18 protein-coding genes are annotated in these 25,455 nt (G+C 65.3%); 12 read left to right on the plus strand and 6 right to left on the minus strand.

Annotated elements, in window-relative coordinates; all coding sequences use genetic code 11:
• Positions 1-43: 43 nt before the first annotated feature.
• The 7 genes from SO156_RS23880 (at position 44) to SO156_RS23910 (ending at position 9,148) form a co-directional block, all read left to right on the plus strand.
• Positions 44-1,177, plus strand: a complete 1,134-nt coding sequence (locus SO156_RS23880; protein ID WP_458147097.1) for an MlaE family ABC transporter permease — start codon at positions 44-46, stop codon at positions 1,175-1,177.
• A gap of 2 nt (positions 1,178-1,179) precedes the next feature.
• Complete coding sequence (locus SO156_RS23885) at positions 1,180-1,962, plus strand: ABC transporter ATP-binding protein (protein ID WP_458147096.1); 783 nt, start codon at positions 1,180-1,182, stop codon at positions 1,960-1,962.
• Between the two features lie 16 nt (positions 1,963-1,978).
• Positions 1,979-2,899 carry an MlaD family protein gene (locus tag SO156_RS23890; protein ID WP_498536452.1) on the plus strand — a complete coding sequence of 307 codons (921 nt, stop codon included), beginning with the start codon at positions 1,979-1,981 and terminating at the stop codon, positions 2,897-2,899.
• A gap of 275 nt (positions 2,900-3,174) precedes the next feature.
• On the plus strand, positions 3,175-3,312 hold the full coding sequence (locus SO156_RS23895) for a DUF3311 domain-containing protein (RefSeq protein WP_254106163.1): 138 nt from the start codon (positions 3,175-3,177) through the stop codon (positions 3,310-3,312).
• Positions 3,302-4,792 (plus strand): monocarboxylate uptake permease MctP, encoded by a 1,491-nt coding sequence (gene mctP, locus SO156_RS23900; RefSeq protein WP_458147093.1) that lies wholly within the window; start codon positions 3,302-3,304, stop codon positions 4,790-4,792. Before SO156_RS23895 ends, mctP begins: the two co-directional genes overlap by 11 nt.
• Positions 4,793-4,964: 172 nt before the next feature.
• A complete protein-coding gene (locus SO156_RS23905; protein WP_498536453.1) occupies positions 4,965-8,504 on the plus strand; it encodes a hybrid sensor histidine kinase/response regulator in 3,540 nt (1,179 codons plus the stop codon).
• Positions 8,501-9,148, plus strand: a complete 648-nt coding sequence (locus SO156_RS23910) for a response regulator (protein ID WP_498536454.1) — start codon at positions 8,501-8,503, stop codon at positions 9,146-9,148. Before SO156_RS23905 ends, SO156_RS23910 begins: the two co-directional genes overlap by 4 nt.
• Positions 9,149-9,207: 59 nt before the next feature.
• Here SO156_RS23910 and SO156_RS23915 read toward each other — a convergent pair whose 3' ends face one another.
• Positions 9,208-14,838 carry an apolipoprotein A-IV repeat region-like domain-containing protein gene (locus SO156_RS23915; protein WP_498536455.1) on the minus strand — a complete coding sequence of 1,877 codons (5,631 nt, stop codon included), beginning with the start codon at positions 14,836-14,838 and terminating at the stop codon, positions 9,208-9,210.
• Between the two features lie 402 nt (positions 14,839-15,240).
• Here SO156_RS23915 and SO156_RS23920 point away from each other — a divergent pair, with 402 nt between their 5' ends.
• The gene (locus SO156_RS23920) at positions 15,241-15,618 is read left to right on the plus strand and encodes an Hpt domain-containing protein (protein WP_458147089.1); all 378 of its coding nucleotides are present in this window, start codon (positions 15,241-15,243) and stop codon (positions 15,616-15,618) included.
• Positions 15,619-15,836: 218 nt separating this feature from the next.
• On the plus strand, positions 15,837-16,157 hold the full coding sequence (locus SO156_RS23925) for a 2Fe-2S iron-sulfur cluster-binding protein (RefSeq protein WP_027528626.1): 321 nt from the start codon (positions 15,837-15,839) through the stop codon (positions 16,155-16,157).
• Positions 16,158-16,160: 3 nt separating this feature from the next.
• Here the strand turns inward: SO156_RS23925 and SO156_RS23930 are convergent, their stop codons facing one another.
• Positions 16,161-16,634, minus strand: a complete 474-nt coding sequence (locus tag SO156_RS23930) for an acyl-CoA thioesterase (RefSeq protein WP_498536456.1) — start codon at positions 16,632-16,634, stop codon at positions 16,161-16,163.
• Positions 16,635-16,819: 185 nt separating this feature from the next.
• Between SO156_RS23930 and SO156_RS23935 the strand changes: the two genes are divergently transcribed.
• Together SO156_RS23935 and SO156_RS23940 are read left to right on the plus strand one after the other, a co-directional pair.
• The gene (locus tag SO156_RS23935; RefSeq protein ID WP_498536457.1) at positions 16,820-17,848 is read left to right on the plus strand and encodes an NAD(P)/FAD-dependent oxidoreductase; all 1,029 of its coding nucleotides are present in this window, start codon (positions 16,820-16,822) and stop codon (positions 17,846-17,848) included.
• A 107-nt stretch (positions 17,849-17,955) separates the two neighbouring features.
• A complete protein-coding gene (locus SO156_RS23940) occupies positions 17,956-18,555 on the plus strand; it encodes a DUF2147 domain-containing protein (RefSeq protein WP_458147086.1) in 600 nt (199 codons plus the stop codon).
• 347 nt (positions 18,556-18,902) lie between these two features.
• On the opposite strand, the gene SO156_RS23945 is transcribed toward SO156_RS23940, so the two are convergent.
• Positions 18,903-19,172, minus strand: a complete 270-nt coding sequence (locus tag SO156_RS23945) for a hypothetical protein (protein WP_498536458.1) — start codon at positions 19,170-19,172, stop codon at positions 18,903-18,905.
• A gap of 285 nt (positions 19,173-19,457) precedes the next feature.
• Here SO156_RS23945 and SO156_RS23950 point away from each other — a divergent pair, with 285 nt between their 5' ends.
• Positions 19,458-20,963 (plus strand): CYTH and CHAD domain-containing protein, encoded by a 1,506-nt coding sequence (locus SO156_RS23950; RefSeq protein WP_498536459.1) that lies wholly within the window; start codon positions 19,458-19,460, stop codon positions 20,961-20,963.
• Positions 20,964-21,072: 109 nt separating this feature from the next.
• On the opposite strand, the gene SO156_RS23955 is transcribed toward SO156_RS23950, so the two are convergent.
• The 3 genes from SO156_RS23955 to SO156_RS23965 form a co-directional block, all read right to left on the minus strand.
• Positions 21,073-22,278 carry a mandelate racemase/muconate lactonizing enzyme family protein gene (locus SO156_RS23955; RefSeq protein ID WP_498536460.1) on the minus strand — a complete coding sequence of 402 codons (1,206 nt, stop codon included), beginning with the start codon at positions 22,276-22,278 and terminating at the stop codon, positions 21,073-21,075.
• 51 nt (positions 22,279-22,329) lie between these two features.
• A complete protein-coding gene (garD, locus tag SO156_RS23960; protein ID WP_458147082.1) occupies positions 22,330-23,871 on the minus strand; it encodes a galactarate dehydratase in 1,542 nt (513 codons plus the stop codon).
• Positions 23,872-23,988: 117 nt separating this feature from the next.
• Complete coding sequence (locus SO156_RS23965) at positions 23,989-25,437, minus strand: aldehyde dehydrogenase family protein (RefSeq protein ID WP_458147081.1); 1,449 nt, start codon at positions 25,435-25,437, stop codon at positions 23,989-23,991.
• Between the last annotated feature and the right edge of the window lie 18 nt (positions 25,438-25,455).

The following is a 25,455-nucleotide window of genomic DNA, read 5'->3' on the forward strand; positions in this document are numbered from 1 at the left end:
ACCATCTCTTCTCATCCGACCCTTTCGCAAGGGAGCGGACATCTTGAACGGTGATCCAAAGCTGGAGCGGATTGCAAAGGGCAACGCGCTGGCGCTTTGCGCCACGGGAACGTGGACCGCGAGCTTCGCGCCGGCGCTCGAGCGGATGGTGGCTGATGCCGAGAAGCTCGCCGGCAGCCGGCCGAACATCTTCATCGACGTCTCCGAAGTCGCCAAGCTCGACACCTTCGGCGCCTGGCTGATCGAGCGGCTGCGCCGCAGCCTGACGCAAGGCGCAGTCGAGACCCAGATCGCGGGCCTGTCGGCAAATTATTCGAGCCTCGTCGACGAGGTGCGGAGGGTCAAGGCGACGCCGGTCGTCGAGGCCGGTGCCATCACCATCACCGGCATGCTGGAGCAGATCGGCCGCGCCGTCGCCGGCCTCACCGGGACCGTGACCGATCTCGTCGACATGCTCGGTGCGGTGCTCGCGGCCAGCGGTCGCGTGCTGATCCGTCCGCGCTCGTTCCGCCTGACCTCGACCGTGCATCATCTCGAGCAGGTCTGCTGGCGCGCGGTGCCTATCATCGTGCTGATCACCTTCCTGATCGGCTGCATCATCGCCCAGCAGGGCATCTTCCATTTCCGCAGGTTCGGCGCCGACATCTTCGTCGTCGACATGCTGGGCGTGCTGGTGCTGCGCGAGATCGGCGTGCTCCTCGTCGCGATCATGATCGCCGGACGCTCCGGCAGTGCCTACACCGCCGAGCTCGGCTCGATGAAGATGCGCGAGGAGATCGACGCGCTGCGTACCATGGGCTTCGATCCGATCGAGGTCCTGGTGCTGCCGCGCATGCTGGCGCTGGTGCTGGCGCTGCCGATCCTCGCCTTCCTCGGCGCGATGGCCGCGCTCTACGGCGGCGGGCTCGTCGCCTGGCTCTATGGCGGCGTCGATCCCGAAGCCTTCCTGCTGCGCTTACGCGATGCGATCTCGATCGATCATTTCATCGTCGGCATTGTCAAGGCGCCGGTGATGGCAGCGGTGATCGGCATCGTCGCCTGCGTCGAAGGCCTTGCGGTGCAGGGCAGCGCGGAATCGCTCGGACAGCACACGACCTCGTCGGTCGTGAAGGGCATCTTCTTCGTGATCGTCATGGATGGCGTGTTCGCGATCTTCTTTGCATCGATCGGGATGTGATGATGGCGCAAGAGAATCAAGACAAGATTCAAGACCCCATCATCCGCGTCCGCGACATCACCGTGCAGTTCGGTGCGACGCGCGTGCTCGACGGGCTGAACCTCGACGTCAAGCGCGGCGAGATCCTCGGCTTCGTCGGCCCCTCCGGTGCCGGCAAGTCGGTGCTGACGCGCACCATCATCGGCCTCGTCTCGAAGGTCGCCGGCCGCATCGAAGTGTTCGGCGTGGATCTGGATTCGTCGAATAGCTCGCAGCGCCGCGGCGTCGAACGGCGCTGGGGTGTGCTGTTTCAGCAGGGGGCGCTGTTCTCCTCGCTGACGGTGCGGCAGAACATCCAATTTCCGATGCGGGAATATCTGAAGGTCTCGCAGCGCCTGATGGACGAGATCACCATGGCCAAGCTCGCCATGGTGGGCCTGAAGCCGGAGGTCGCCGAGCGCTTCCCGTCGGAGCTGTCGGGCGGCATGATCAAGCGTGTCGCGCTGGCCCGTGCGCTGGCGCTCGACCCCGAACTCGTCTTCCTGGACGAGCCGACCTCGGGCCTCGACCCGATCGGTGCCGGCGATTTCGATGAGCTGGTCAGGACGCTCCAGCGCACTTTGGGCCTGACCGTTTTCATGGTAACGCACGACCTCGACAGCCTTTATACGGCGTGCGACCGCATCGCCGTTTTAGGGAACGGTAAGATCATTGCTGCAGGGTCGATCGCCGACATGCAGGCCTCGCAGCATCCCTGGCTGAGGCAATATTTCCATGGCAAGCGCGCCCGCGCGGTCATGAGCTGAGTATCCGGAGCACTTGATGGAAACGCGGGCGAATTACGTGCTGATCGGGTCGTTCACGCTGGCGGTGATCGCCGCGGCAATCGGCTTCGTGCTGTGGTTCCAGTCGCTGCACACCACCAAGCAGCGCAGCCCGCTGCGCGTCGTCTTCGAGGGGCCGGCGGCGGGCCTGCGCAACGGCGGCAGCGTCAATTTCAATGGTATCCGGGTAGGTGAAGTGGTCTCGGTGAAGCTGGACAACCCGCGTCGGGTTGTCGCACTCGCCATGGTCGAGAACAATGCTCCGATCCGCAAGGACACCCTGGTCGGCCTCGAATTCCAGGGCCTGACCGGCGTCGCCGCGATCTCGCTGAAGGGCGGCGATGAGGCGGCCCCGGCGCCGCCGCTCGACGAGGACGGTATCCCGACGCTCACCGCCGACCCGAACAAGCTTCAGGACGTCACGGAAGCGATCCGCGGCACGCTCCAGAACATCAACAAGCTCGTCGCCGACAACCAGGAGTCGGTAAAGAACTCGCTCAAGAATCTCGAAACGTTCACCAACTCGCTCGCGCGCAATTCCGAGCGCGTCGATGCGGTCATGGCCAAGGTCGACGGCGTCATGCTGAAGGCCGACAACCTCATGCTCGGCCTCAACACGCTCGCCGGCGGCAAGGATGGTGGTGAGCTCTTCCAGGCCGTGAAGTCGATCCGCGAACTTGCGGATGATTTCGACAAGCGCTCCGGCGCGCTGATGACCGACGGCCGCCGTACCCTCGGCGACATCAGCCGCGCCGTGAACAATTTCGATCGCAACCCGACCCGCGTCCTGTTCGGCGCCAGCAACAGCGGCGCGCAACAGGCCCCGCCGCCGGCCGAGCCGCCGAAGCCCGCACCAGCACCTACGAATGCGCGCGCCACAGCGCCAGCGCAGGCTGCGCAGGGGCAGAAGCGGCAGTAGCGGCCTCTTTCCGCCAACTCATCACCGGTCGCACCACGACGACCAGCGTCGCGCCGCCTCGCCGTCGCGCGCGCTCGTGCATTCCCGGCACCTGTGAAGTTAGTCCCGCGATACGAAAGTACGGGGGTCTGGCCGCGCCAAGGTAGGGGGAGGGCCGGCGGCCGATCTCAGCTATATCGCGCTCAAGTCGCGCTCAAGCAAAGCGCGTCGTTGTCACTCACAGGGGAGGAGAGAGCGTGATACGCCTGTTGCTGCTGTTGCCGTTCATCGGGCTGATGATCGTGCCGTTCTACAATATCCGGGAGCCCTATCTGTTCGGCTTCCCGTTCTTCTACTGGTACCAGCTCGCCTGGGTGCCGCTGACCTCGCTCCTCACCTTCATCGTCTACAGGAGCGTGCGCCATGTTGACTGATGTCGATAGCGCGGCGTTCGCCGTCTTCCTCGCATTGTTCGTCCTCGTCACCGGCATGGGCTTCGTCGCCTCGCGCTGGCGCAAGCCCGAGACGCTCGCCCATCTCGACGAGTGGGGCCTCGGCGGCCGCAAGTTCGGGACCTGGATCACCTGGTTCCTGGTCGGCGGCGACTTCTACACCGCCTACACGGTGATCGCCGTTCCGGCGCTGGTCTACGCGGTCGGCGCCTACGGCTTCTTCGCGCTGCCCTACACCATCATCGTCTATCCTTTCGTCTTCGCGGTGATGCCGGTGCTGTGGAAGGTCGCCAAGGATCGCGGCTACGTCACCGCGGGCGACGTGGTGCGCGGCGCTTACGGATCGCGCGGGCTCGAGCTTGCCGTCGCGGCAACGGGCGTGCTGGCGACGATGCCCTACATCGCGCTTCAGCTCATCGGCATGGAGGTGGCGATCAAGGCGCTGGGGCTGCATGGCGAGGTGCCGCTCGTGCTCGCCTTCCTGGTGCTCGCGCTCTACACCTATTCGTCGGGCTTGCGCGCACCGGCGCTGATCGCCTTCGTCAAGGACATCATGATCTACATCGTGGTGATCGCCGCGATCGCGATCGTGCCGTCGAAGCTTGGCGGTTACGGCGCGATCTTCACCGCGGCTGATGCGGCCTTTGCGGCAAAGGGCTCGGGCGGCGTCCTGTTGTCGCCGGCGCAGATCGTGCCTTATGCCTCGCTGGCGCTGGGCTCGGCGCTTGCTGCTTTCATGTACCCGCACACGCTGACCGGCATCTTCGCGTCGTCCGGCGGCAACACCATTCGCAAGAATGCGATGCTGCTACCTGCCTACACGCTGCTGCTCGGCCTGCTTGCGTTGCTCGGCTATATGGGGCACGCCGCAGGCCTCAAGCTTGCGAGCAACAACGACGTCGTGCCGGCGCTGTTCAAGACGCTGTTTCCGAGCTGGTTCGCCGGCTTTGCCTTCGCAGCCATCGCGATCGGAGCACTCGTGCCGGCGGCCGTCATGAGCATCGGCGCGGCCAACCTGTTCACCCGCAACTTCTGGAAGGTCTGGGTCGATCCGAAGGTGACGCCGGCGGGTGAAGCGAAGGTCGCCAAGATCACCTCCATGCTGGTGAAGGTCGGGGCGCTGCTCGCCATCCTCCTGATGCCGACGCAGTTCGCGCTGGATTTGCAACTGCTCGGCGGCCTGTGGATCCTTCAGACGCTGCCGGCGCTGATCTTCGGGCTCTACCTGAACTGGTTCTCGAGCACGGCGCTCCTGACCGGTTGGGCCGTTGGCCTTGCCGGTGGATCGTGGCTCGCCTGGTCGGACGGACTGAAGCCGCTGCACGGCATCGATTTCGGCGCCGGCACCGTCGCGATCTACACCGGGCTGCTCGCGCTCGCCCTCAACATCGTGGTCTCGGTTGTGGTGAACCTCGCGCTCAAGGGCCTGCCGCAGGGGCGGCTGTCCCGGGAAGCTGCCTGACACGCCCTCTGATCGGCGGCCGGTCGCCCGGCCGCCGATCCTCTGGCAGGGCTTAGCCGGTCTTTCTCCGGAGTTGAAAAAACCTTCCATGCGATTGAAAACGCTCTAGTATCCGCCCGCTCTCCGGACCCGCCTGTCGCGGGCGGATCCGACTGTCTCGAGTGAGGATTCCTTGCAGGCGTGGTTCGTTCTCACGGTCGCAGCCGGCTATGTAACCACGCTGTTTCTGATTGCCTGGTGGGGCGATCGGCGGAGCGCAGGTGGGCCGCTGGTTTCGCCCAAATCCTGGGCCGCTGCAGTCAGCTACTGCCTGACGCTTGCGGTCTACAACACCTCGTGGAGCTTCTACGGCTCGGTCGGTCGTGCCGCGACGACGGGACTGGACTTCGTCACCATCTATGTCGGCCCCACGCTGGTGCTGCTGTTCGGCCAGAGGCTGCTCGCCAAGGTGATCGGCATTGCCAAGGCGCAGAACGTCACCTCGATCTCCGACTTCATCGCCGCGCGCTACGGCAAGAGCCAGGCGCTTGCGGCCTTCGTGACGCTCGCGTCTCTGCTGGGCGTGCTCCCTTACATCGCGCTTCAGCTCAAAGCCGTCGGCAAGAGCTTTGATTATCTGATCCTCCAGCCGGAGCGGGCCGGCGGCGAGGCGCTGCGCTTCTGGCAGGACTCGGCGTTCGGGGTCGCGGCGTCGATGGCGCTGTTTGCGATCGTGTTCGGCGTCCGGCATGTCCACGCCAGCGAGCATCATCGCGGCTTGATGCTTGCGATCGCCTTCGAGAGCGTCGTCAAGCTGGTCGCGTTCCTGATCGTCGCGCTGTTCGTGCTGTTCGGCCTGTCAGGCGGGCCTGGCGGACTGCTGTCGCAATTTCAGTCGGAGCCGCAGCTTTCGACAATCCTGACCTTCGACCCGACGGAGCCGGTGTGGCCCTCGACGATCATCATCTCGGCGATCGCCTTTTTGTGCCTGCCACAGGCGTTTCACGTCGCGGTCGTCGAGAACGAGGCGCCCGGCCACTCGCGCACGGCGGCGTGGCTCTATCCGGCCTATCTCGCGCTGTTCAGCCTGCTGATCCTGCCGATCGCGGCCGCCGGCCTCGGCAGGTTCGGCGCGATGATGGACCCCGACACCTACGTGATCTCGCTGCCGATCGCGGCGGGCGCGAACGCCGTCAGTCTGATCGCTTTCCTGGGCGGGCTGTCGGCGGCCACCGGCATGGTGATCATGACCTCCGTCGCGCTCAGCACCATGCTGTGCAACGACGTCATCATGCCGATGCTGCTGCGCTCTCGGTTCTTTGGCCTGCGCGCGCAGAGCCGGCCGGTCGCTTCCGTGCTGGTGGCGGTACGCCGGCTCTCGATCCTCGGCATCCTGCTGCTCGCCTATCTCATGCATCGCCTGGTCAACCAGGCCTACCCGCTGACCGTGATCGGTCTTCTGTCTTTCGTCGCGGTCGCGCAATTCGGGCCGGCCTTCGTTGGAGGACTGTTCTGGCCACGCGCCAACAAGGCCGGCGCGTCGATCGGGATCGCGGTCGGATTTTGCATCTGGGCCTATACGCTGCTGCTTCCCTCGGCTGCGCCGCTTTGGCCCGCGGTCGAGGAGATCATTCGCCAAGGACCGTGGCAGATCGCTACGCTGAGGCCCAATGCGCTGTTTGGTCTTGAAGGGCTTGATCCGATCTCGCATGCCACGCTCTGGAGCCTCGGGGCCAACCTCGTCTGCTTCCTGCTGTTCTCTGCGCTCGGACGGCAATCCACCGTCGAGCGCAACCAGGCGGCGGCGTTTGCCGACGGCGTGGTCCGCGAGTCCATTCCAAAACTGTCCTCCCGCGTAGTGGTCCGCCTCGATGATCTCCGTGCACTTGCGCTGCGCTTCGTCGGTGCCGAGCGCGGCGCGTCCGCCTTCGACGGCTATTTCGCGGCGCGCGGATCGGGCCGTGGACCACGCCTCGATCCGTCGGGCCTCGTCGATCTCGATTCGATCCGCTTCACCGAGAACCTGCTTGCCGGCGCAATCGGCGCGGCCTCCGCGCGCGTGGTGATCGCGGCCTCGCTGGAGGGGCACTCGCTGTCGCGCCGCGCAGCGATGGCGATGCTGGATGAGGCTTCGGAGGCCTTGCGCTTCAACCGCAGCCTGTTGCAGAGCACGCTGGAAAGCGTGCCGCAGGGAATCTGCGCGTTCGATGCCGACTTCAACATCACGGCCTGGAACGGCCGCTTCATCGAGCTCTTGGACCTGCCGCCGGATCTCGTGCGCGTCGGCCTGCCGCTGGCGGACCTGATCGGCTTCAACGTCGACCGCGGCGAATATGCCGCCTCCGAATTCGCCGCGCTGCTGGTCAATCGCGACGTCTCGGCGCAGACATGGCCCTATCTCTACGAGCGCACGCGGCCCGACGGCACGGTGCTCGAGATCGTCTACGATCGCATCGCCGAGGGCGGCTATGTCTCGACCTATACCGACGTCACCGAGCGACACCGCGCAGCGGAAGCCCTGCGCCGCGCCAACGAGGATCTCGAGCTGCGTGTCCGCGAACGGACCGAGGCGCTCGAACAGGCCAAGGCGGAGGCCGAGCAGGCCAATCTCGGCAAGACGCGCTTCCTCGCGGCCGCGAGCCACGATCTGCTGCAACCGCTGAATGCGGCCCGGCTGTTCCTGTCAGCGCTCGACGATAGTCTGCAATCCGGCACAGGCGACAAGGAACGCGTCCTTGCCGGCAGTGCGATCACCGCATTGCGCTCGACCGAGCACGTGCTCGATACGCTGCTCGATATCTCCTCCTATGATTCCCGTGCCGTTCGCGCCGAGCCGACGGAGTTCCCGATCGCCGATCTTCTCGTGCAGCTCAATGTGGAGTTCTCGGCCCTAGCGCGCGAACGCGGCCTCGCTCTGCGCGTCGTCGATTGCAAGCTTGCCGTGCGCAGCGATCCGCATCTGCTGCGCCGGATCCTGCAGAACCTGCTGTCGAACGCGCTGCGCTATACGCCGAAAGGGCGCATTCTCCTCGGCTGCCGGCGGTGCGGCGCTGATCTGCGCATCGAGGTGTGGGATACCGGTGTCGGCATCGCTTCGGAGGACCAGAAGCGCATCTTTGAGGAGTTCCAGCGGCTCGCGCCTGGATCGGAGAAAGGCTTGGGCCTTGGTCTTGCAATCGTCGACCGCGTCTCGCGCCTTCTTGGCCATGCGGTCGAGGTCCGCTCGCGTCCGGGACATGGCTCCTGCTTCGCCGTCACCGTGCCGCTTGCGCGCGGGCCGGGGATGCCGCTTCAGCGCGAGCCTGCGGACGTTGCGCCGCCGATGACGGTGCGATCGCTGACGATCCTGTGTCTCGATAACGATGCGACCATTCTCGACGGTCTTGCAGCGCTGCTGACCGGCTGGGGTCATCGCGTGGTCGTCGCGGCCGACGCCGCAAGAGCGATGGGCGCCGCGATGAATTGCAGGCCGGATGTCGTGCTGCTCGACTACCATCTCGATGAATCCCGCAGCGGCTTGGACTTTCTCGACGATCTCAGGCAGAAGGCGGATCTCGATTTCCGCGCGCTGGTCGTCACCGGGGATCGCAGCGAGGCGGTGCGCAAGGAGGCGAGGGCGCGTGGCTGCGAGCTCCTCCTCAAGCCGGTGAAGCCCGCCGCGCTCCGGCGCTTCCTCGGAGGTGAGGTGCTGAGCCGGCAGTTCGCGACCAGACAGGGATCTTCCTCGGCATGACCACGCGCATCCTTATCGGCGACGATCATCCGCTGGTGCAGGCCGCGCTGCGCAGCGCGCTGTCGACCGTTCTGCCTGATCTCGACATCATCGCGAGCCAGTCGCTCGACGAAGCGCTCGGCGTGCTGTCGGCCCAGTCGGAGGAGATCGACCTGATTCTCTGGGATTTGACGATGCCGGGCATTCAGGGATTTGCTGCGTTGTTCATCCTGTCGGCGCAGTTCCCGACGGTGCCGGTCGCGATCATCTCGGCGCGGCAGGACGCCGCCACGATCCGCCGCGCCATCGCCTATGGCGCATCCGGCTACATCCCGAAATCGCTCAGCCTGCCGGAGATGGCCGAGGCGATCACCAGGATCCTCGCCGGTGAGATCTGGATGCCGCCCAATGTCGGAGGAAGAGGCTCGATCCAGAGCGCCGATATCGAGCTCGCTGCACGGATGGCCTCGCTCTCGGCGCAGCAGCTGCGGATTCTGGCGATGATCGTCGAGGGCAAGCTCAACAAGCAGATCGCCGGGGAGCTCGACATCGCCGAGCAGACCGTGAAGGGCCATGTCTCGACCATTTTGCGCAAGCTCGGGGTTGGCTCGCGCACCCAGGCGGCCGTGCTGGCCGAGCGGCTGTCGTTCGGGCAGCCGGGCTAAAACAAAAACGGAGGCTGTGAGGCCTCCGTTTTCATTTTGCTATTCCCGAGTATGACCGCTTACCCCAGCCGTCCTGCCGAGTGAGCGAGCAGGGTGTAGACGAGGCCCGTCTCCGAGGTCAGGTGGCTGCGCAGCTCCTGCGGGCCGCGGCCGTCGCGGGCGACTTCGTCGAGGAGGCGTTCGAACTCCGCGATGTAGCGGTCGACCGTGCCCTTGAAGTTGCGGTCGGCGCGATACTTGCGGGCGACCTCGTCAAAAGCCTTCTGGCCGGCGGGCGTGTAGAGGCGCTTGGTGAAGGCCTTGTTCTCACCGCGCTGGTAGCGGTCCCACATCTCGGCGGCGAGATTGCGGTCCATCAGCCGGCTGATGTCGAGTGACAGCGACTCCAGCGGATTGCCGCCATTCTGCGGGGCTTGCGGCGGCTGTTGCGGACGGCCGCGCGGCGCCTCACGGCCCGTCGGAGCTGCCGGGCCGGTATCGGCGCGGTTCAACAGATCCGACAGCCAGCCGTCGCGGCCCTGGTCGTTGCCGGCCGGTGCGACCGGAGGGGCTTCGGTGCGGCGCGAGGCGGGCACGCCGAGGTCCGGCGGCGGCAGGGTCGACGCGCTGCCGGTGTCGCGGATGCGCGTTTCGGTGCCGCGGCTGACGGCGGTCGCCAGCATCGGTTCTTCCTGACGCGCAACCGAGGCGCGGCCCGCGGTCGTGACGTCGAGGCCACGGCCGTGCTGGGCGACGATGCGGTTGAGCTCGGCGAGCGCCTCGATCTGGTCGACGATCACCTTGCGCATCTGCGCGGTGCTCTCGGCGGCCTCCTGCGGCATCTCGAGCACGCCGCGGCGCAGCTCGTTGCGCGTAGCCTCGAGCTCGTTGTGCATCTCGAACGCCATCTGCTTCATGCTGGCGACGAGGTTGCCGAACTTCTCGGCCGACTGCTTGAACATCGTGTCCGCCTCGTCGGTGGTCTGGCGGTAGATGTCGTGCATGGCGTCGATGGTCTGGCGGTGCTCCTCTTCGGAAGCCACGCGCACTGCCTCGAACTGGCGGGTAATCGCGGCAGATCCCGCACCGGCGGTTTCCGCCACGACGCGCGCGATGTCGCGGGCGCGCTCTTCGGCCGCGGCAAGCGATTCATCGAGCAGGCCGGTGAAGCGCGACAGCCGCTGGTCGAGGTCGGCGGTACGCAGGTCGATCGTGGTGACCAGCGATTCCAGCGCCTGCTTGCGCTCGGCGAGCGAGGCGGTGGTGTTCTTGTTGCTGTGCTCGACGACGGCAGCGGCATCGACCAGCGCCTTGCCGTGCGCGTCGAACTGGGTCGAGAGCTCGCCGAGGTCGACCAGCGCCTTCGTGGTCTTGGTATTGAAGACGCTGAGCTGCTCTTCGAGGTTCTGCGTCGCCGCGCCATTGCGTGCGGTGACGTCGTTCATCGCCGAGACGAAGTCGGCGACGCGGGTCACCAGCGCACGCTCGAGCGAGTTGAGGTTGTCGTGGGCACCGGTCAGCACCTCCTGAAGGAGGATGTTGCCTTCGCGCAGGCGCTCGAACAGGGCGACGGTGTCGGTGCGCAGGATCTTGCTGGTTTCCTGCATCTCGGTGACCGCCGCGATCGAAACCTGGCGCGACTGGTCGATCGCCGCGCGCGAGGTCTGCTCGAGGTCCCTGAGCGACTTGTTGACCGCTCCGGTCGCGACTTCGCTCGCCGCGTTGATGGTGCGCGCAACCTCGTTGCCGTTGCCCGACATCGACTGCGAGAACGCCTGGCCGCGCGTCTCGATCGACTTCAGCGCGTCGGAGGTGACGCGGTCGATGTCGAGCGTGAGCTGGCTGGTCTTCGAGCCGATCGCGTCCACCAGCGTGCCGCGCTTGGCGTCGATCAAGTTCGCCAGCCGGTCGGCCTGCTGCTGCACATAGGTCACGATCTCGTCGGTCTTGGCCGTCATGGCTTGGCCGAACGAGCCGCTGGCGGCGAGCACCGAGCGCTCGACGTCGGCGGAGCTCGACTTGACCCGTGAGCTCGCCTCGTTCGAGGCTGATATCAGCGCGTTCTGCGCATTGAGCGCGCTGGTCTGGATGTCGTTGGTGGCGTTCGAGGTCGCCGTGCCAAGCGCCCGCTCGATGTCGGTCGAGATCGCGCGAATCTGGCTTGCCGCATCCGCCGACGTCGCGGTCAGCGACGACTGCGCCTCGCGTGCGCTGTTGAGGATCGCCGCCGCGGTGTCGGCGCCGACCGCGGTGAGCGTCCGCTCGATGTCGGACGAGAGCGACTTGATCTGGCTCGCCGCATCCGAGGAGGCGGTGACGAGCGTTCCTTGCGCGTCGCGGACGCCGGCCGTGAGCGCCTCGATGGTGGCGCCGCCGGCCATGGCCAGCGAACGCTGCATCTCGGCCGCGAGCGATTTGACCTGGCCGGTCTGCTCGGCCGAGACCGCGAGCAGGGTGCTCTGCGCGTCACGGGCGCTGGTCGTGATCGTCTCCGCGGTGGACTGGCCAGCCTGCGACAGCGAGCGCTGAACTTCGGCCGCGAGCGACTTCACCTGGCTCGCCGCATCCGAGGACGCGGTGACGAGGGTGTTTTGCGCCTCGCGCGCGCCGGCCGTGATCGACTCGGCCGTCGAGGTGCCGGCCATCGAGAGCGAGCGCTGCACGTCGGAGGACAGCGCCTTGATCTGGTTCGACGTCTCGGTCGAGGCCGCGATCAGCGTGCTCTGCGCGTCGCGTGCGCCGGCGGTGATGGCTTCAGCCGTCGAGTTGCCCGCCAGCGACAGCGAGCGCTGCACGTCGGCCGTGAGCGTCTTGACGTGGTTGGCGGCATCCGAGGAGGCGGTGATGAGGGACGTCTGCACCTCGCGCGCGCCGGCCAGGATCGAAGCTGCGGTGGCCGAGCCCGCCGCCGACAGGGTGCGTTCGACGTCGGCCGACAGGGACCTGATCTGGTTGGCGGCTTCGCCCGATGCGGACACCAGGGTCGACTGCGCCTCGCGGGCGCTGGTCAGGATCGAGTTCGCAGCGCCCGTGCCGACGGCGGTCAGCGCGCGCTCGACCTCGGACGAGGTCATCTTCAGCTGTGCATTGACGTCGGACGACACCGTCATCAGCGACTGCTGCGCCGTCCGGGCACCGGTCTGGATGGTCTCGCTGGTGTTGACCACGAGGTTGGTCAGCGAACGCTCGGCGTCCTCGACATGCGAACGGATGGTGGTGGAGATCATCTCCGCGCGCGACATCAGGTCGTCGCTGGCCTGGCGTCCGCTGCTCTCGATGCGGCCGGCCACGGCCTCGACCCGCGAGCCGAGCAGGTCCTCGAACTGGGCAACGCGCACGTCGATATCGTTGGCGACCGAGCCGACCTTGGTCTCGATGGACTGGTGGATTTCCTGGAAGCGCGCAGCGACCGTGCTGGCGAGAAGCGAGCTGCGGCCGTCGATCGTCTCGGTCACGCCGCTGATGCGGCGGTCGACGGCTTCGATCGCCTGGGCCGTACCGTCGGACAGGGTCGAGGTCAGCAGCGTGAGCCGCGAGTCGACCGACTGCACCGCCTGCGCCGCCGTATTGGTCAGCGAGAGCGTGAGTTCGGTGAAGCGCGTATCCATCGACTGCAGCGCTTCCGCCGCGCCGCCCGTGAGGGACGTAGTCAGGTGCGTCAAGCGGGCGTCGATCGACTGGATCGCCTGTGTCGCGCCATCGGTCAGCGACGCCGTGAGGTGGGTGAGGCGCGAGTCGATCGACTGGATCGCTTGCGATGCACCATCGGTCAAGGACGTCGAGAGTACGCCGAGGCGGTTGTCGATCGTCTCGGTGACCGACTTCGCGCGGGTGTCGAACGACTGTTCCAGCGCGACGACCCGGCCGCCGAGCTGATCGTCGAGGGTCTTGATGTGGCCTTCGATCACACCGTCGAAGTTGGCGAGCCTGCTGTTGAGCGAACCATCGAGATTTGTGACGCGTTCGCCGAGCGTGGTTTCGAACTGCACCAGGCGCTGGTCGAGCGCCGCGGTGATCTCGCCGCCGTTCGAGGTGAGGCGGGTGTCGAAATTGTCGACATAGGTCTTCAGCGTCTCGGCGATATCCGTCGTGCGCTGTCCCATGCGCTCGACGATCTCGCCGCCGAAGGTCTTCACCGTGCGGTCGAATTCGGAGATGTGGCGGGTGATCAGCGCGCCCAGCGTGCCGGAGTCGCGAGCGAACCTCTCCACGAGATCGGCGCCCTGGTTCTTCACCAGCTCGTCGAATGCGCTCATCTGCAAGGAGAGAGAATCGTGCGCAGTCTCGGTCTGGCTGACGACCTTGGCGACCAGGGTGTTGACGGTGGCATCGAGCGCCTCGCTCGCCTTGTCGCCGCTCGTCATGATGTGGCCGGCGAGCCTGTGGCCGGCGTCGTCGATCTTGGCCGAGAGGTCGTTGGAGCGCAGCTCGAGCTCGAGCAGGAGCGAGTCGGAGGAGTTCTTCAGGGAGTCGTGGACCTGCTCGGTGCGCTCGGAGATGCCGTCGACGATCGCGGACGAGCGCTGCTCGAACTCGCCGGTGATGCGATCGATGCGCTCGTTCAGCATCTCGTGGACGCGGTCGGCGAGGTCGACGAACTCGTCGTGGACGTGACCGGTCTTGAAGTTGAGGCTGGTGGTCAGCCGCTCGCTGGCGTCGAGCACCGCGCGCGTGGTCTCGTTGCTGGCCTCCTCGAGGCGGTCGAGCAGGTCGCCGCCGCGCTCGCCGAGTGCGAGAATCATGTTGTCGCCGGCATTGCTCAACGCCTGCGTGATGTGCGCGCCGCGCTCTTCCAGTGCGCCGGTGATGGACTTGGCGACCTCGTCGACGCGCGAGGCGATCGCGTCCGAGATCAGCGCGATGTCGTGGCGCAGGTCGATCTGCACGCCGGAAATGGCGCTGCGGACCTGCTCGGCCTGGCCGACCAGGTTGTCGCGCTGATGCGCGATGTCCTGGAGCAGGGCGCGGATGCGGACTTCGTTGTCGCTATAGGCGCGCTCGAGGGCGGCGACTTCGTTCGCGACCAGCGTCTCGAGCTCACCTGCGCGCGCGATCGCGCGCTCGATGCCGTCGCCCATCGCCGCGACCTCGCGGCGGATGGCCTGGCCGACGGTGACCATGGAATCCGAAGCCGACCCCTCCGGCTCGGAGAAGCGGATCGCAACCTGCGCCATGGCCTGCGCGATCATGCGCATTTCCTGGCCGCGCCAAACGAGGCTCGCGAGGAAGTAGAAGAGCATGATGGGCGCGAAGAACATCGCGACGAGGCCGGCGATGACCAGCACGCCACCGCTCTGGCCCATGGCGGCATGGATCGAGGGCAGGAAGCCGACGGTCAGCGCGGCGCAGGCCGCAAGCCAGATGCCGGCGAAGACAGTTGCGAAGGTGTAGACGCTGCGGGCAGGGCGGCCCTTCTGAAGTGCCTGGAGGAGCTGACCGATGGTCTCGCGGTCGTCATTGGCGGCGCGGCGCGGCGTGCGCGGCTCCTCGATCGGGTCGAACACCGGTCGCTCGGTCGCGGCAGGGCGCGCCTCGAAGGTCGGCTCGTCGAAGGAGGGCGGCGTCGGTGGCGGCAGGGGAGGCGCGTTGTCCGTGCGCACCGCGGAGGCGCGACTGGTGTCCGCGGCAGTGTCGCTGATGTTCAGGGCTTCCTGGATTGCAGAAAGCGCGACTTCCGTGGGGTCTTTGACCTTCTTGGGAGTATTCGCCATGTTCAGTCTGAGCCCTCGCTACTAGTACACGTCACCCCGCGCAGCCTGCGTGTTGCGCAAGCCCACAGACCGGTTCATGCCGCTTACGCGGATTCATTGCCGTCCCCCACCCGAGACGGCTTGTCCGCCAATTTCCGCAACATCCTATTGGCAGAGCGCTGCGAATGAAATGGCCGCGATTAAGACAATCTTAATCATCGTTAACAGGATCGGGCCGTAAGGCCTTAGCAATAAATGGAATTTTCCACGGAACTCTAGAGATTGCGGCAACTTTTCGGCAACATGCGGGCGGAATTGGGTAAAACCGGACTAACGTTCCGTTAACCATTTCCATGGTTGGGTGAGGGCCGAAAAGCTTCGCCGCCGGACTGGCGCGTTGCCAGCGATGCCGGGGCCTGCGCCATGACGCCTGATCTGCAACGGATGGACTGGATGCCCTCGCCGCCGCTTGCTCCGCTCGACCATCCCCTCGATCTCGACCATCTCGCGCGCATGACCCTCGGGGATGCAGAGCTCGAATCCGAGGTGCTCGCGATGTTCGCGGAGCAGTCGAACCGGCTGATCGCGGCGATGGCGGCACTCCCCGCAGATGCATCCGCTCTGGCGCACAAGCTGAAGGGCTCGGCACGCGGGATCGGCGCCTTTGTGGTGGCGGATGCTGCCGCTGAGCTCGAATGCGCGATCCGGACCGGCAACAACCCGACCCGCGCCTTCGCCGTGCTGAAGGAGGCCGTGGCCGACGCCCGCGAAGCGATCGAGACGATGCTGCGCCGGGCCTGAGGCCGGCCCTCAATTCCGCAAACTGCCCTTGGGCGACCGCACTAGTGTCCAGTTCTGACGTGGTCAGAACCGGGCTCAAGTCTCTTGTTCTGACGCGTTTTCTTCACGCGAACCGGTCTCCACTTCGCTCGAAAACGCTATGGCGCGGCGCCAAGCGACCCGTTATAGGACAGCCCGGACCCTCCCTCATTCCAAAGACTCCGGCAGCACGAGCACACATGGCCAAAATCCACTATGTCGACCACAAGGGCGAAACCCGCACGGTAGAAGTCGAGAACGGCGCGACCGTGATGGAAGGCGCCATCCGCAATGCCATTCCGGGCATCGAGGCCGAGTGCGGCGGCGCCTGCGCCTGCGCGACTTGCCACGTCTATGTGGACGAAGCCTGGCGCGAGAAGGTCGGCAGCCCGACGCCGATGGAAGAGGACATGCTCGACTTCGGCTTCGACGTGCGCCCGAACTCGCGCCTGTCCTGCCAGATCAAGGTGTCCGACGAGCTCGACGGGCTCGTGGTGTCGACGCCGGAACGGCAAGCCTGACTTCTAAATCTCGAGCTTCGGTGGCGCGACCTCGATGCCGCGCTTGTGCCAGGGCTTGAGCTTCTCGATGACCTCGGCGGTGAGCGGCGTCGGCCGCCGCGAGGCCTCTTCGATGAGGACGCCGACCGACATCGCGGAGGCAATGCATCTGCCTTCGGAGAACACGACCTGCTCGAAGGTCACTGACGTCCGTCCCAGTTTCACGACGCCGAGCCCCAGCTCGATCGTCCCCGGCCAGTGCAGCTCGGCGCGGAAATGGATGTCGAGTCGGACCATGATCCAGGCAAGCCCCGGCGGCGTCAGCCCGATCTTCGGGTCCTTCGTCAGCGTGACGCGGCCGGTCTCGAAATAGGTGGCATAAACCGCGTTGTTGACGTGCTGGTTGGGATCGAGATCGCCGAAGCGCACATTGTCGCTGAGGCGATAGGGGAAATCCGCAAGGCACGGCGCTGAATCCAGGCGGCTTGGTGCGTTCACTGTTGATCTCCCTCATCTCCTCCGCCGTTACAGCCCAGTTATCCTGACCCGGCAAGTAGCCCTGCCAGCAGGCGGCCAATGCTTTTATGCCTTCCCTGGGCCGTCCTCGTTGGCTAGACAGGAACTGCCCTTTTCCGTTGCCTGCCGGGCGCCGTCCAACCGACAACGACCGATAAAGAGACGACATGAGCGACGCGATCAAAACCGATGTGCTGATTATTGGCGCTGGCCCCTGCGGTCTGTTCGCCGCCTTCGAGCTTGGCCTTCTCGACATGAAGGCGCATTTCGTCGACATCCTCGACAAGGTCGGCGGCCAGTGCGCCGAGCTCTACCCGGAGAAGCCGATCTACGACATACCCGGCATTCCGCACGTCTCGGGGCAGGGCCTCACGGACGCGTTGATGGAGCAGATCAAGCCGTTCCATCCGACCTTCCATCTCGGTGAGATGGTGGAGACGTTAGAGAAGATCGGCGATCCCGCGTTTCGCGTTACCACCGATGCCGGCAAGGTGTTCGAATGCAAGGTGGTGGTGATCGCCGCCGGCGGCGGCTCGTTCCAACCCAAGCGTCCGCCGGTGCCGGGGATCGAGGCCTATGAAGGAACCTCGGTGCATTACTCCGTGCGCAAGATGGAGCAGTTTCGCGACAAGGAAATACTGATCGTCGGCGGCGGCGATTCCGCGCTCGACTGGACGCTCAATCTGCATCCGCTGGCCAAACGCATCACGCTGCTCCACCGTCGCGACGAATTCCGCGCCGCCCCCCACAGCGTCGAGCAGATGCGCGCGCTGGTGGCCGCAGGCAAGATGGATTTGAAGCTCGGTCAGGTCACCGCGCTGTCCGGCGCTGACGGCAAGCTCGCCGGCGCGACGATCAAGGGCAATGACAACAGCGTCGCCGAGATCGTCTGCGACACCATGCTGCCGTTCTTCGGGCTCACAATGAAGCTTGGCCCGGTCGCGAACTGGGGCATTGCGCTCGAGAACAATCTGGTGCCGGTCGAGACCAGCGCGTTCGAGACCAACGTGCCCGGCATCTTCGCGATCGGCGACATCAACACCTATCCGGGCAAGATCAAGCTGATCCTGTGCGGTTTCCACGAGGGCGCGTTGATGGCGCAGAAAGCCCATCGTTACGTCTATCCGGAGAAGCGGCTGGTGTTCCAGTACACGACGTCTTCGTCCAGCTTGCAAAAGAAGCTCGGAGTCAACTGATCCGGGCCGGAACGGGGAGGGCACATGCCATGTTCTGGTGCTGGAACCCTTCGCGAAATAGCCTTAGTCTGCGGCCATTCCAGTCGTGGGTAAGCCAGGTGATCATTATGCGGAATATCTTTTCCAGCTTCCGACTGCTCTCGCTCGTCGCGCTCGGCCTCGCGCTATCGACTGCGATGTCACAGCCCGTCGCAGCGCAGGCCCAGCAGCCGACGGCTGCGGGCCTCTGGCAGAAGATCGAGGACGGCAAGCAGGTCGGTTGGTTTCTGTTCATCGACCACAACGGCGTCTTCGAAGGCGTGATCGCAAAGACCTTCCCGCGTCCGACCGATGACCCCAACGAGGCCTGCACCAAATGCACGGATGATCGCAAGAACGCGCCGGTGCTCGGCCTGTCGTTCGTGCGCGACATGAAGCGCGACGGCCTGAAGTACGAAGGCGGTAACGTACTCAATCCGCGCGACGGCAACATCTGGAAGGCGAACATGAAGGTCAGCCCGGATGGTCAGACGCTCACCCTGCGCGGCTACCTCGGCATCTCGTTGCTCGGCAAGGACGAGAGCTGGACGCGCCTGCCGGACACCTACCTCGCGCAGGTCGATCCTGCCATCTTGGCAAAATATCTCCCCGCGCAAGCCGTCGCCGCAAAGCCGCCCGCGCCCGTCGCGAAGAAGGGCGGCGCGATGATGGCGCCGGTGAAGCAGTAGGGGCGCCGACGCGACGCTGGTTTCCGGCCTTTCTCCGCGCATCGCTGTCATCCCCGCCACCGGGTCTCGCCTTCGGCGAGCCCGATGACAGGCTCCGGCGGGGAATCCAGTACGCCGCGGCTTCTCAGTATCCTCGCACTGTCTCTGGAATACTGGATCGCCCGCTTTCGCGGACGATGACAGTTGGAGTCGTGGATAGCACGCGCCCAATCCTGTCGTTGCGAGCGCAGGGAAGCGATCCAGGAATCTATCGGCGGATAAGTCTCTGGATTGCTTCGCGCTCGCAATCACGCAGATCGTGATTTCGGGTTCGCCGCTTCGCGTGCCCCGGAATGACGGTGCGCTGCTTAACGCTGCTCGTTCGTCGCGGTCGCGCTCGCGACCACCTTGACGCGCGGCGACAGCACTGCGATCTGCGCAGGGGAGGCGGGCATGCCTGCGACGGCCAGCACCGGCGTCGCCGCCTGCTCCTGCACGTCGGCAGCGCCGAGCACCTGCACCTGCACAGCCGAAATCGGCAATGACTTCACTTCGTAAGAGGGAAGCTCGCCAGCAAATGCGTTTGCACCGCTTGCAATCATCATGCCGGCGACGGCAATCGTCGAAAGAATCCGCATGTCTAAATCTCCTTGGAAGATTGCAATCGCTGAGTTGGTCGCGACGATGTCGGAATAGGTTCGCAAATCTGCGAAGCATGAGCGGCGATATTTGGTTGCGAGATATCAGCGCGACGAAGCGATCCGGAAATGCCTCGCGCTTGTGTTTCAGGACTATTTCGCGGATCCGGCGCATGCGACTAAGCGTCGCTCGGCGAAGGCCATTACGCGCCCGGAGTGGCCTCTCATCGTGTGGTACCCCGCTCGTGTCTCGCGCGTTGTCTGCAGCCAACTCGGGAGAGCAACATGGCTGTCGAGGCCGAACTGAAGTTCCGCGTGCCCGTGCGCCATTACAAGGTGTTGGCGAACGGGCGCTTGGCTGGCGGCAGAATCGGACCGAGATCCGAGAACGATCTGGTGTCGACCTACTTCGATACCAGAAAATGCAAGCTGAAACGGCATGGCCTCACGCTCCGCGTGCGCGATGACGGTGACAAGCACGTCCAGACGGTCAAGTCGGCCAACGGTGCGCAGTTCGGCCGCGGTGAATGGGAGGCGGAGATCAAGAACGGTGCGCCGAACCTCGGCAAGGCGCAGGGTACTCCGCTCGAGTCGTTTGCATCCGAGAAGTTGCGTCGCAAGCTGAAACCCGTTTTCGAGACATCGGTGCACCGCATCACGCTGCCACTTCGTACCAGAAGAAGTGAGATCGAGCTCGCCATCGATCGCGGACATATCGTCGCCGGGCAACACTCCAGCCCGGTTGAGGAGCTTGAACTGGAACTCAAGAGCGGCCGGCTCGTCGATTTGTTTCGCGTCGCACGGTCGATCGAACGGAAATCGCAAGCCGAGCTCGATCTGCGATCAAAGTCGGACCGGGGTTATGCTCTTGCGCGCGGCGAGGAGCATCCGGTGCTGTTCGCCGAGACGATCGCGTTGACGTCCGAGCTGACGGCGGGCGAGGCCTTCCGGATCATCGCTCGCGCGACCGCGCGCCATTTTTCAGGCAACGCCGATGCGGTACGCAATGGCGATCCGGAAGGAATTCACCAGATGCGGGTAGGATTGCGCCGCCTGCGTGCGGCGATCTCGTTGTTCTCGAATATCCTGTCCGGAACCGGCACGAACAGGATCAAGCGGGAACTGAAGTGGCTTACCAACGAACTCGCACCCGCGCGTGAACTCGACGTCTTCGTGACCGAGAATATCGAGCCCGCTACGCGGGACGTGTTGCTGCGCAGGGGCGGCAAGGCCATCAAGAAGGAGTTCTGTGCCAGGCGCGAGCGCGCGTTCGCGCGCGCGAAAGAGGCCGTCAACGCGCAGCGCTACCGGTCTCTGCTGGTCGACACGCTGCAATGGATCGAGGCTGACCAAACGATTGCGTCAGAAGATGCTAAGGCGCCGATCTGCGAATTCGCCGCCAGGCTGCTGCATCGCCGCATCAAGAAGCTGCGTAAGCAGGGGCGGCATCTCGACGAGATGTCCGCCCGGGAACGGCACAAGCTGCGCATCAGGGCCAAGAAGATCAGATATGCGCTCGAGTTCTTTGAAAGTCTGTTTCCGTCCAGACACGAGCGGAAGGAGATTTCCGGGCTGTCCCGGCATCTGAAGAAGATCCAGAACGCGCTTGGCGCGCTCAGCGACTTTGTCGCGCATCGCGACATGGCTGTTGACGCTGCGCTCAAGACGCCGGCCCGGAATGGGCGAGCTAGGGCCTTTGCGTCCGGCGTGGTGCTGGGTCGGGAGGATCAGGCCGTGAAGCCGCTGGTGAAGGTTGCAGAAAAGGAGGTGCGACGGCTCGAGGCATTTTAGGTCTTCGCATGCGGCGCGGCGCCTTGGTGCGGCTTGGCTGGACCACGCCGAAGCGGCTGCTTGCGCCCGACTTGTTGTCGGGCGTGGACAGGCGACGGTCGCGAGCCGGTTACGCGCCGAGTTTGGACTCGCGTACCGTCGCGTCCGGCCTCCCGCGCAAGTCCGGATTGAGCGCGAGCCCGAGGCCGGGACGGCGCGGCGCCGACACCATGCCGTCGCGGACGGCGGGAAGCTCCGTCACGAGATCGCGATACCAGGTGGACAGGGTCGCGCGTACGACCTCCTGGAAGATCGCGGTCGGCGCATGGAGGGCGAGATGCAGACCGGCCATCAGCGCAACCGGGCCGGTGCAATCGTGCGGCGCGACCGGCTTGTTGTAGGCCTCTGCAAGTGCTGCGATCTTGCGCGCCTCGCTCAAGCCCCCGCACCAGGCGATGTCGAGCATCACCACGTCGAGCGCATCCGCGGCAAGCAGGTTGCGGAAGCTTGCAGCACCCGCAAGCGTCTCGCTGCCGCATATCGGCGTCTTCACCCGGCGCCTCAGATCGGCGAGCCCCTGCGAGTCGTCCATCTTGCAGAGGGGATCCTCAACCCAGAACACGCCATAATCTTCGAGACCGCGGCAGATGCGCTCCGCCGCCTGCATGCCCCACAGGCTGTGCAGCTCGCACATGATGTCGATGCGGTCGCTGACGGCAGCGCGGATTTTCCGAAACGGCTCGAGGCCGGTCTTGAGGTCGCTCAGCGTGATCGAATGGCCACCATTCGCGGCAAAGGGATCGAACGGCCAGATCTTCATGGCGCCGTAGCCTTCACTCACGAGGCTCTCGGCAAGCGCGCCGGCGTCGCGCATGAAGGCGATCTGGTCGTCATAGGGGCCAAGCGCAGTATCCTCAGTGCCGATCTCTCGGCGCTTGGCGCTCTTGGTGTTGTAGGCATAGCCGGCGCAGGTGTTGTATGCACGGATCTCGAGCCGGCTCGCGCCGCCGAGCGCTTCGTGCACGGGAATGCCGTGGCGCTGACCCTTGATGTCCCACAGCGCGATGTCGATGGCGCTCGCCGCGCGAACCTCTGCGCTGACGCTGTGAAAGCCGAGATAGGGCGTCAGCAACTGGCGGGAGATCGCCTCGATCCGCCGGGAGTCCTGGCCGAGCACCAGGGGCGCCGCAAGCTCATGCACGGCGCCCTCGACTGCCTGCGCGCCGCGAAAGCTCTCACCGAGGCCGGTTAGCCCTTCATCGGTCTCGACCTCGACCCAGATCAGGTTCGGCCGCTCGTCGATGCGGATGGTGCGCAAGGTGGTGATACGGGACATTGAGAGTCCTCTTGATCGTTGCTGTCCTGTCGCCGGCGTGACGTGGCGGTGTCACGTCACGGGCGCAGGATTGAACAGCGTGAGATCGTTGTGGATGCCCCAGCGATCCGACCAAGGCTTGGTGCGGCCGCTGGCGACATCGAGGATCAGGCGGAACAGGTCCCAGCCGGTTTCCTCGATGGTCTTCTCGCCGGTCGCGATGCGGCCTGCGTCGAAGTCGATCAGGTCCTTCCAGCGCCGTGCAAGCTCGCTGCGCGTTGCAACCTTGATCACGGGGGCTGCGGCGAGGCCGTAGGGCGTGCCGCGGCCGGTGGTGAATACTTGCAGCGTCATCCCGGAGGCGAGCTGAAGCGTGCCGCAGATGAAGTCGGAGGCCGGCGTCGCCGCGAACAGCATGCCCTTCTGCGTCGCCTTCTCACCGGGCGACAGCACGCCGGTGATGGCGGACGAGCCGGACTTGACGATCGAACCGAGCGACTTCTCGACGATGTTGGCAAGGCCGCCCTTCTTGTTGCCGGGCGTGGTGTTGGCGCTGCGGTCGGCGCCGCCGCGGGCGAGGTAAGAGTCGTACCAGGCCATCTCGCGCACAAGCGCGCGGCCGACGTCCTCGTTGATGGCGCGGCGGGTGAGCAGCTGGATGGCGTCGCGCACCTCGGTGACTTCCGAGAACATCACTGTGGCGCCAGCGCGGACCAGCAGATCCGCGGCGTAGCCGACGGCTGGATTTGCAGTGACGCCGGAGAAGGCGTCGCTGCCGCCGCATTGCAGGCCGATGACGAGATCGGAGGCCGGGCAGGTCTCGCGCTTGCGCGCGTTGAGGATCTTCAGGCGCGCCTCGGCCTGCGTCATGATCGCATCGACGATCGCACCGAAGCCGTCGAAGGCCTCGTCCTGCATGCGAACGATGGCATCATTCACGCCTTCGGGCACGAGCCGCTCGGGCGCGAGCTTCTCGCAGCCGAGGCCGACGACGAGGATCTCGCCGCCGAAGTTGGGGTTGAGCGCGAGGTTTTGCAGCGTGCGGATCGGCACGACGGCGTCGGGCGCGGTGATCGCGACGCCACAACCATAGGCGTGGGTAAGGGGAACAACGTCGTCGACGTTCGGATATTTCGGCAACAGCTCGGTGCGGATGCGCTTCACCGCATATTCCATCGTGCCCTTGACGCATTGCACGGAAGAGGAGATGCCGAGGATGTTTTTGGTGCCGACCGAGCCGTCCGGATTGCGATAGCCTTCGAAGGTAAAGCCTTCGAGCGGCGGCAGCGGAGCGGGGACGGCGGTGGCGATTTCGAGCTTGTCGAGCGCGGGCGCCTCCGGCATGCGGATGCGCGCTTCGTCGACCCATTCGCCGGCCAGGATCGGCGAGAGCGCATAGCCGATCACCTCGCCATAGCGGATGATCGGCGCATCTTGCGCGATATCGACCAGTGCCGTCTTGTGTCCTTGCGGCACGAAGGCGCGCAGCGTCAGCCCGCAGGCAAAGCGGGAGCCGGCGGGAAGCCCGAAATCATTGACCACGATCGCGACATTGTCGCGCTCGTTGAGCTTGATGTAGAGGGGCTGCTCTTTCGCTGCGACTGACTGGTCCATGCGGGCTCCAGCATTTGTAGGGTGGGTTAGCGAAGCGTAACCCACCACTTCTCTCGGCTCGGGATAGTAAAGAGGTGGGTTACGCTGACGCTAACCCACCCTACAATGATCGGCCTATCAGCCAGGGAACGTGTAGCCGGTCTTCACCGTGGTGTAGAACTCGCGGGCGTACGAACCCTGCTCGCGGGCTCCGTAGCTCGAGCCCTTCCGGCCGCCGAAGGGCACGTGATAGTCGACGCCGGCGGTCGGCAGGTTGACCATCACCATGCCGGACTCGCTGTTGCGCTTGTAATGCGTGGCGTACTTCAGGCTGGTGGTGCAGATGCCGGAGGCGAGGCCGAACTCGGTGTCGTTGGAGATCGCCAGTGCCTCCTCGTAGTTCTTGGCGCGGATGACTGCGGCGACCGGTCCGAAGATTTCCTCACGCGCGATGCGCATGTTGTTGTTGGCCTCCGTGAACAGCGCCGGCTGGAGGTAGTGGCCCGGGGTCTCGCGCTTGAGCAACTCGCCACCCCAGGCGAGCTTGGCGCCTTCGTCCTGGCCGATCTTGATGTAGCGCAGGTCCTGGTCGAGCTGGCTTTGATCGACCACGGGGCCGATATGCACTCCGGCCTTGAGCGCGTCGTCCACCGACAGGCCCTTCAGGCGCTCGGCCATCGCCGCGACGAAGCGGTCGTGGATGCCTTCGGTGACGATCAGGCGCGAGGACGCCGTGCAGCGCTGGCCGGTCGAGAAATAGGCGCCGTTGACGGCGACCTCGACGGCGGTCTTGAGGTCCGCATCATCGAGCACGACCAGCGGATTCTTGCCGCCCATCTCGAGCTGGAACTTCTTCATGGGGTTCGAGAGCACGCAGGCCTGCGCGATCTTGCGCCCGGTCTGCACCGAGCCTGTGAACGAGATCGCGGCGACGTCGGGATGATCGAGCAGGGTCTGGCCGACCACGGAGCCGGAGCCGACGACGAGGTTGAACACGCCGGCCGGAATGCCGGAGCGGGTGATGATCTCGGACAATGCATGGCCCGAGCCCGGCACGAGCTCAGCCGGCTTGAACACCACGGTGTTGCCGTAGCAGAGAGCGGGCGCGATCTTCCAGGCCGGGATCGCGATCGGGAAGTTCCAGGGCGTGATCATGCCGATGACGCCGACCGGCTCGCGAGTGATCTCGACCTCGAGGCCGGGACGCACGGAGGCGCCCTTCTCGCCGATCAGGCGAAGCGCTTCGCCGGCGAAAAACGCGAAGATCTGGCCGGCGCGGGCGACCTCGCCAATGCCCTCGGGCAGGGTCTTGCCTTCCTCGCGGGCGAGCAGGCGGCCGAGCTCTTCCTTGCGGGCGAGGATTTCGGTCGAGATCTTGGTCAGCGCGTCAAAGCGCTCCTGCGGCGTCGAGCGCGCCCAGGCCGGGAACGCGGCCTTGGCAGCCGCGATCGCCTTTTCGGTCTGCGCCTTGTCGGCCTTGGCATATTCGCCGACGACGTCGTTGGTGTTGGAGGGGTTGATGTTCCTGGTGATGCCGGAGCCGTCGACCCATTCACCACCAATGAAATTCTTCAGGATCGCAGTCATCTTTTTCCTCCAGGGAAG

The sequence above is a fragment of the Bradyrhizobium sp. UFLA05-125 genome (assembly GCF_059803515.1).

Bases quoted from the DNA above. Each gene is read 5' to 3' on its own strand.
- SO156_RS23885 (WP_458147096.1), top strand. From the start codon at position 1,180: ATGGCGCAAGAGAATCAAGACAAGATTCAAGACCCCATCATCCGCGTC.
- SO156_RS23890 (WP_498536452.1), top strand. From the start codon at position 1,979: ATGGAAACGCGGGCGAATTACGTGCTGATCGGGTCGTTCACGCTGGCG.
- SO156_RS23895 (WP_254106163.1), top strand. From the start codon at position 3,175: ATGATCGTGCCGTTCTACAATATCCGGGAGCCCTATCTGTTCGGCTTC.
- mctP (WP_458147093.1), top strand. From the start codon at position 3,302: ATGTTGACTGATGTCGATAGCGCGGCGTTCGCCGTCTTCCTCGCATTG.
- SO156_RS23910 (WP_498536454.1), top strand. From the start codon at position 8,501: ATGACCACGCGCATCCTTATCGGCGACGATCATCCGCTGGTGCAGGCC.
- SO156_RS23915 (WP_498536455.1), bottom strand. From the start codon at position 14,838: ATGGCGAATACTCCCAAGAAGGTCAAAGACCCCACGGAAGTCGCGCTT.
- SO156_RS23920 (WP_458147089.1), top strand. From the start codon at position 15,241: ATGACGCCTGATCTGCAACGGATGGACTGGATGCCCTCGCCGCCGCTT.
- SO156_RS23925 (WP_027528626.1), top strand. From the start codon at position 15,837: ATGGCCAAAATCCACTATGTCGACCACAAGGGCGAAACCCGCACGGTA.
- SO156_RS23935 (WP_498536457.1), top strand. From the start codon at position 16,820: ATGAGCGACGCGATCAAAACCGATGTGCTGATTATTGGCGCTGGCCCC.
- SO156_RS23940 (WP_458147086.1), top strand. From the start codon at position 17,956: ATGCGGAATATCTTTTCCAGCTTCCGACTGCTCTCGCTCGTCGCGCTC.
- SO156_RS23945 (WP_498536458.1), bottom strand. From the start codon at position 19,172: ATGCGGATTCTTTCGACGATTGCCGTCGCCGGCATGATGATTGCAAGC.
- SO156_RS23950 (WP_498536459.1), top strand. From the start codon at position 19,458: ATGGCTGTCGAGGCCGAACTGAAGTTCCGCGTGCCCGTGCGCCATTAC.
- SO156_RS23955 (WP_498536460.1), bottom strand. From the start codon at position 22,278: ATGTCCCGTATCACCACCTTGCGCACCATCCGCATCGACGAGCGGCCG.
- garD (WP_458147082.1), bottom strand. From the start codon at position 23,871: ATGGACCAGTCAGTCGCAGCGAAAGAGCAGCCCCTCTACATCAAGCTC.
- SO156_RS23965 (WP_458147081.1), bottom strand. From the start codon at position 25,437: ATGACTGCGATCCTGAAGAATTTCATTGGTGGTGAATGGGTCGACGGC.